At 41.6% G+C, this 4968-nt stretch carries 6 protein-coding genes; all 6 read right to left on the reverse strand.

Annotated elements, in window-relative coordinates:
* Positions 1 to 301: 301 nt before the first annotated feature.
* Positions 302 to 553, reverse strand: coding sequence for a hypothetical protein (locus tag PX481_RS15205; RefSeq protein ID WP_002763128.1), 252 nt, complete (start codon positions 551 to 553; stop codon positions 302 to 304).
* Between the two features lie 269 nt (positions 554 to 822).
* On the reverse strand, positions 823 to 1308 hold the full coding sequence (locus PX481_RS15210) for a crossover junction endodeoxyribonuclease RuvC (protein ID WP_002763127.1): 486 nt from the start codon (positions 1306 to 1308) through the stop codon (positions 823 to 825).
* Positions 1309 to 1311: 3 nt separating this feature from the next.
* Positions 1312 to 2415 (reverse strand): non-hydrolyzing UDP-N-acetylglucosamine 2-epimerase, encoded by a 1104-nt coding sequence (gene wecB, locus PX481_RS15215; RefSeq protein WP_002763125.1) that lies wholly within the window; start codon positions 2413 to 2415, stop codon positions 1312 to 1314.
* Positions 2416 to 2422: 7 nt separating this feature from the next.
* Positions 2423 to 2614 carry a hypothetical protein gene (locus PX481_RS15220; RefSeq protein ID WP_071825132.1) on the reverse strand — a complete coding sequence of 64 codons (192 nt, stop codon included), beginning with the start codon at positions 2612 to 2614 and terminating at the stop codon, positions 2423 to 2425.
* Positions 2615 to 2663: 49 nt separating this feature from the next.
* Positions 2664 to 3995, reverse strand: a complete 1332-nt coding sequence (locus PX481_RS15225; RefSeq protein ID WP_288094888.1) for an MlaD family protein — start codon at positions 3993 to 3995, stop codon at positions 2664 to 2666.
* A 46-nt stretch (positions 3996 to 4041) separates the two neighbouring features.
* Positions 4042 to 4824: an ABC transporter ATP-binding protein gene (locus PX481_RS15230; protein ID WP_002763121.1), complete on the reverse strand. Its 783-nt coding sequence runs from the start codon at positions 4822 to 4824 to the stop codon at positions 4042 to 4044.
* Positions 4825 to 4968: the final 144 nt, after the last annotated feature.

Genomic DNA, 4968 nt, shown 5'->3' on the forward strand with positions numbered 1-4968 from the left:
GTCAGTTACCTAATTTTCAGGGAAAAAGTACCTGAATTTTACCCCCGATCCCTCCAATGGTCGGCACTTTTTGAGGTCAAAAAAGTCTAAAAGCCTTATCCAACAAGGTTTTTAGATTTATTCAGCAAGCCCTAGTTAAAGCGTCAAGTACAATTTCTTGGGCTTCCTTGGGAAACTTTTGAAAATCTTTCCGTGCCGCTTTAATCCAAGATATAGGACGGGTATTACGCATTCGCTTATGGTGATATAACTGATACCACCGGTCAAGCCCCATTATACCTAAAGACCATCAATTTGATGCTTATCGAGGGTCATAACTCCCTTTATAGGTTGTAAAAATTTGATAACCAGGTAAAACTAAGCTGATACCCGCAAAACTATGTATTGTTCCTGGATAACTTTCTTCTGCATCACTACCCCCCAATCGCCAACAAAAAGAACCCAACCAAATATAAAAGCCTGTAATCAGTGCGTCCATCGAATAGGCAATATGCTTTAACTGAGGGTTAACTTCGTTTGATGATCCCTTTTTTTGAGAAACTTTTATTTTCATTTATTTTCATTATTTTAAACTTATACTCATTTAAGAACTATACCATATTTTTATTAGCATTGACGATGACAATTATCACAATTCCACACTTAAACCCTTTGGTGCGATCGCTGATATGGTAGGTTGGGTTGAGGAAGGAAACCCAACGCTAATCAAAGATATTTGAAGGCCTTATTATCTTCAACCGTCCCATCGAACTAAGATAGTGCAAGCTTAAAGATGGCTTTTAGTTGTCAGCTAAATTTTTGCGCCAATTTCGTCAAATTGCTTCAAGAGATTTGATTGCGAACGCCACTGAAAGCAGCGTATGCGATCGCTATAGCATCTACAGCATCATTAATGGGCATTTTTGTCAATCCGAATAAATACTTAATTTGTTCGGCCACCTCCGCTTTAGTGGCCCTACCATGGCCGAGATGACATTTCCAACTAGCTTGATGGAGGAAAATCGGTTCAATTCCTCCATCGCGACAGCTAACCAGATTGATAATTCCCAATGCTTGCAGGACTCCACCAGCTGCCTTGATTTGCCGGTTAAAAAAGGGCATTTCCACGGCAATTTCCCCCGGTTTATATTCTGCGATTAACTCCTTTAAATCCCGTTCAATTTCGATCAAACGCTGGGCAGTAGAAAGATTTTTAGAAGTTTCGATCGTGCCGTAATCGACTAAAATCGGCATTAACTCACTATTATCCCGGAGAATAGCCCAACCGACAATCGCTAATCCGGGGTCGATACCCAACCAAGTAGTCATAGATTAAGCCAAAAAATCTTGGACGATTTGGAGGATTCTTTGGGATGCTTGTCCATCTCCAAAAGGATTAATTGCATTAGCCATACGATCATAGGCGATTTTATCCCCTAATAATTCTCCCGCTTCTGCTAAAATTTGCTCCGGATTAGTCCCAATTAATTTCGCTGTTCCCGCTTGCACTGCTTCCGGTCTTTCTGTGGTTTCTCGCAATACTAAAACTGGTTTTCCTAAACTAGGGGCTTCTTCTTGAATGCCCCCAGAATCAGTTAATAATAAATAACAGCGTTGAATCGCCCCCACTAACTCGGCATAATCGAGAGGTTCAGTTAAAAATACCCTGGGATGATTGCCCAAAGCGGACTGAATTGGTTCTCGGACGGTGGGATTGCGATGCAGGGGTAATAATAGGGCTGTATCGGCATATTTTTCTAATAACAAAGTGAATCCTTTGATAATATCCTGTAAGGGTTCGCCCCAATTTTCCCGGCGGTGAACCGTGGCTAATAAAACCCGATAATCTGACCAATTTAGGCCCGCAATTTGACATTCTGGCGCGGTTTTGGCTACGGTTAATAAAGCATCAATAACCGTATTGCCGGTGTGGTGAATATTTCCTGTCACCCCAGATTTTTGTAAATTTTCTACGGCTAAAGTTGTGGGAGCAAAATGTAGGGTAGTCAGTTGAGAAATTAGGCGACGATTAGCTTCTTCGGGATAGGGATTATAGATATCATTCGTTCTTAATCCGGCTTCCACATGGGCGATGGGAATTTGTTGATAAAAAGCCGCTAAAGCAGCAGCAAAAGCAGTAGTAGTATCACCTTGCACAATAATTAAATCTGGTTTTATGCGCTCAAAAACTGTTTCTAAACCGCGTAAACTGCGGCAAGTAATATCAGTTAAGGTTTGACGGGTTTGCATAATATCCAGATTTTCATCTGCTTTTAAAGCAAATAATTCCATCACCTGCGCTACCATTTCTTTATGCTGTCCCGTCAGAATTACATGGGTTTGAAACTGTTCCGATTCTTGAAAAGCACGAATAACGGGAGCTAATTTAATCGCTTCGGGACGAGTTCCAAGAGTAATACAAATTGATTTCGACATATTATTATCAGTTATCAGTTATTTTAGCCGTCAGGAGACAGGAGACAGGAGACAGGAGATAGGAGATAGGAGACAGGAGACAGGAGACAGGAGATAGGAGATAGGAGATAGGAGACAGGAGACAGGAGACAGGAGACAGGAGACAGGAGACAGGAGACAGGAGATTATTTTTATTTATTCTCCCTAATTCATAATTCATAATTCACAATTCATAATTCATAATCTATCGCTTGAATTGTGCTGTTTTGTCATTTTTCACTGGTGGGAGGTTGTTGAACGATAAATTGGGGATAGAGTTGCATTTGCTGAGGATTTAAAGGTCGAGAGATGGTCAAAACTTTTTGTTTGGCTAACTCTTGAGTCATGGTATCTAAAGTTTGAGCGATACGCAAATTATATTCTAATTGTTCGCCAGAAGAAAGCAAATTACTTAAGCCATCAATTAAACGTCTTAAATTCTCGCGAAATTGGGGATCACCGATTAACTCATCGATATCGGAGGTGATTTTTTGAGTATTTTCAAAAGTCACCCTAGCGGATTCGAGAGTTTTTTGCAGTACGACAATTGTAGCAGGATCGTTAATAGTTTTAGTAATTTCTCGTAAATTATTCGATGTTTCCACCGCATTATTCAAAATAGTCTCGATATTTTGCATGACTTGTTTAGTATCAATTTCATCTAAACCTGCATTCAACCTCATGGCGGTATTATTGAGATTATTAGCGAGACTACCAATACCTAAACTAGCTTGATTAATATTATCGAGAGTATTAACAATTTGTCCCCGATTTTCGCTGAGAACAGCATTGAGATTAGCGACTAATTGGGAAGATTGTTGAAAAGTTCTGCTAATTTGACTGCGATTTTCCTGAACGGTACTATCTAAAGTATTGACAAAACGGGAGGCATTATTAGCCGTATTACTGACTGAGCGACTGGTGGCAGCTAATTCCAAAGATAGACGAGAGAGTTCTCTTTGGGCATTACGGATAGTCTGGGAGGTATCATCGGATAAACGGGCGATTTTTTTGGCCGCTATAGCGGTATTTTTGGTGACATCATTGAGATTACCCACAAATTCAGGACTGGTAAAAGTATCCACTAAACGACCAACACTAGACATTAATTGTGTTCCTGTTGTCCCCTGTAAACGAGTATTATTACAGAGAATTAGCTGTTGATCACAGTCGGGACTCAGAGGGTCGAGATTTTTGGACTCAGCACTTAAAGAAACTAAGGGAGTGATATCGATGGCTGCCTCCCCAATTAATCCGGAAAGATTGGTAGTAACAGTTACCTTCCTAGGCATAACTAAGGTAGCAGAAGCAATCTCGGCAATAACTTCCACTTGATTACTCCCCGGGATAAAACTCGTAATTCTTCCCACTCTCACCCCGCGAAAACGCACCGGCGCCCCGACTTGTAACCCTTCCACGTCGGCAAACTCGAAGATTAATTGATAGGTTTTCTGACCAAATCCCCCCCCCCGAACCCAGATAGCGAGCGCCCCAAAGACTAATAATCCGCCTAGAGCAAACAAACCTAGTCTTCCTTCCCGTAAAGCTCGCGAACTCTGCATGATTTTTCTCTCATTCTCGATAGTTCTTAATTTAGCTTAATCTAGCTTAAACGATTGTCCTAATCGGGCCTTCAATGCTGGCGCTAAAAAATTGCCGGATCATGGGATGATCGGTACGATCGATATCTGCCACTAATCCCTGCCATTGCACTTTTCCCTGATAGAGAAATACTACTCGATCGGCGGTGCGTCGGATGGTGCTTTGTTGGTGAGAAACCATCACATAAGTGTTCGCAGACCCCGATTTTTCATGGAGAGTCCGCACTAGATCCTCGATAATTGTGGAAGCTATCGGGTCTAATCCGGCGGTAGGTTCATCATACAGCAGTAATTCAGGATTATCGGCGGGATTATCGGGATTAGTGATAATAGCGCGGGCAAAAGCCACCCGTTTACGCATTCCCCCCGATAGTTCCGAAGGATAAAGGTTACTAATTCCCTGTAAACCGACCATTTCCAAGCTTTTTTCCACTAATTCCCTAATTCTGGCTTTTTTTAAATTAGTTTGTTCATAAAGATAAAAACCGACATTTTCCCCGACGGTGAGAGAATCAAACAGGGCCGTTTGTTGAAAAACTAAGGAAGTTCGCATCGCTTCTCGACCATCTTCTAGCAATCCCTGACGCAATTGACCTTTAATACGAATTTCTCCAGCATTTATCCCCGTTAATCCCGCAATTAACCGTAAAACCGTTGATTTTCCCGTTCCCGACGGCCCGATAATTACCAGGGCCTCCCCTCGATAAATGGTTAAATCTAAACCTTCGAGAATAACATTATCCCCGAATCTTTTCGATACTCCTCTCAATTCAATTAACGGTTCTTTCATCGTCGCTTAATTAGGGTTTGCTGAAAAAGTTTTTCCTAGGGGCAGGGTGTAGGGTGTGGGGTGTGGGGTGTGGGGTTTTACCGATTTTGAGGGGGTCAATTACCTAATTTTCAGGGAAAAAGTCCCTGAATTTCCCCCTGATCA

This window comes from Microcystis sp. M53603_WE2 (assembly GCF_030065435.1).

Bases quoted from the DNA above. Each gene is read 5' to 3' on its own strand.
- wecB (WP_002763125.1), bottom strand. From the start codon at position 2,415: ATGTCGAAATCAATTTGTATTACTCTTGGAACTCGTCCCGAAGCGATT.
- PX481_RS15210 (WP_002763127.1), bottom strand. From the start codon at position 1,308: ATGACTACTTGGTTGGGTATCGACCCCGGATTAGCGATTGTCGGTTGG.
- PX481_RS15220 (WP_071825132.1), bottom strand. From the start codon at position 2,614: ATGAATTATGAATTAGGGAGAATAAATAAAAATAATCTCCTGTCTCCT.
- PX481_RS15205 (WP_002763128.1), bottom strand. From the start codon at position 553: ATGAAAATAAAAGTTTCTCAAAAAAAGGGATCATCAAACGAAGTTAAC.
- PX481_RS15230 (WP_002763121.1), bottom strand. From the start codon at position 4,824: ATGAAAGAACCGTTAATTGAATTGAGAGGAGTATCGAAAAGATTCGGG.
- PX481_RS15225 (WP_288094888.1), bottom strand. From the start codon at position 3,995: ATGCAGAGTTCGCGAGCTTTACGGGAAGGAAGACTAGGTTTGTTTGCT.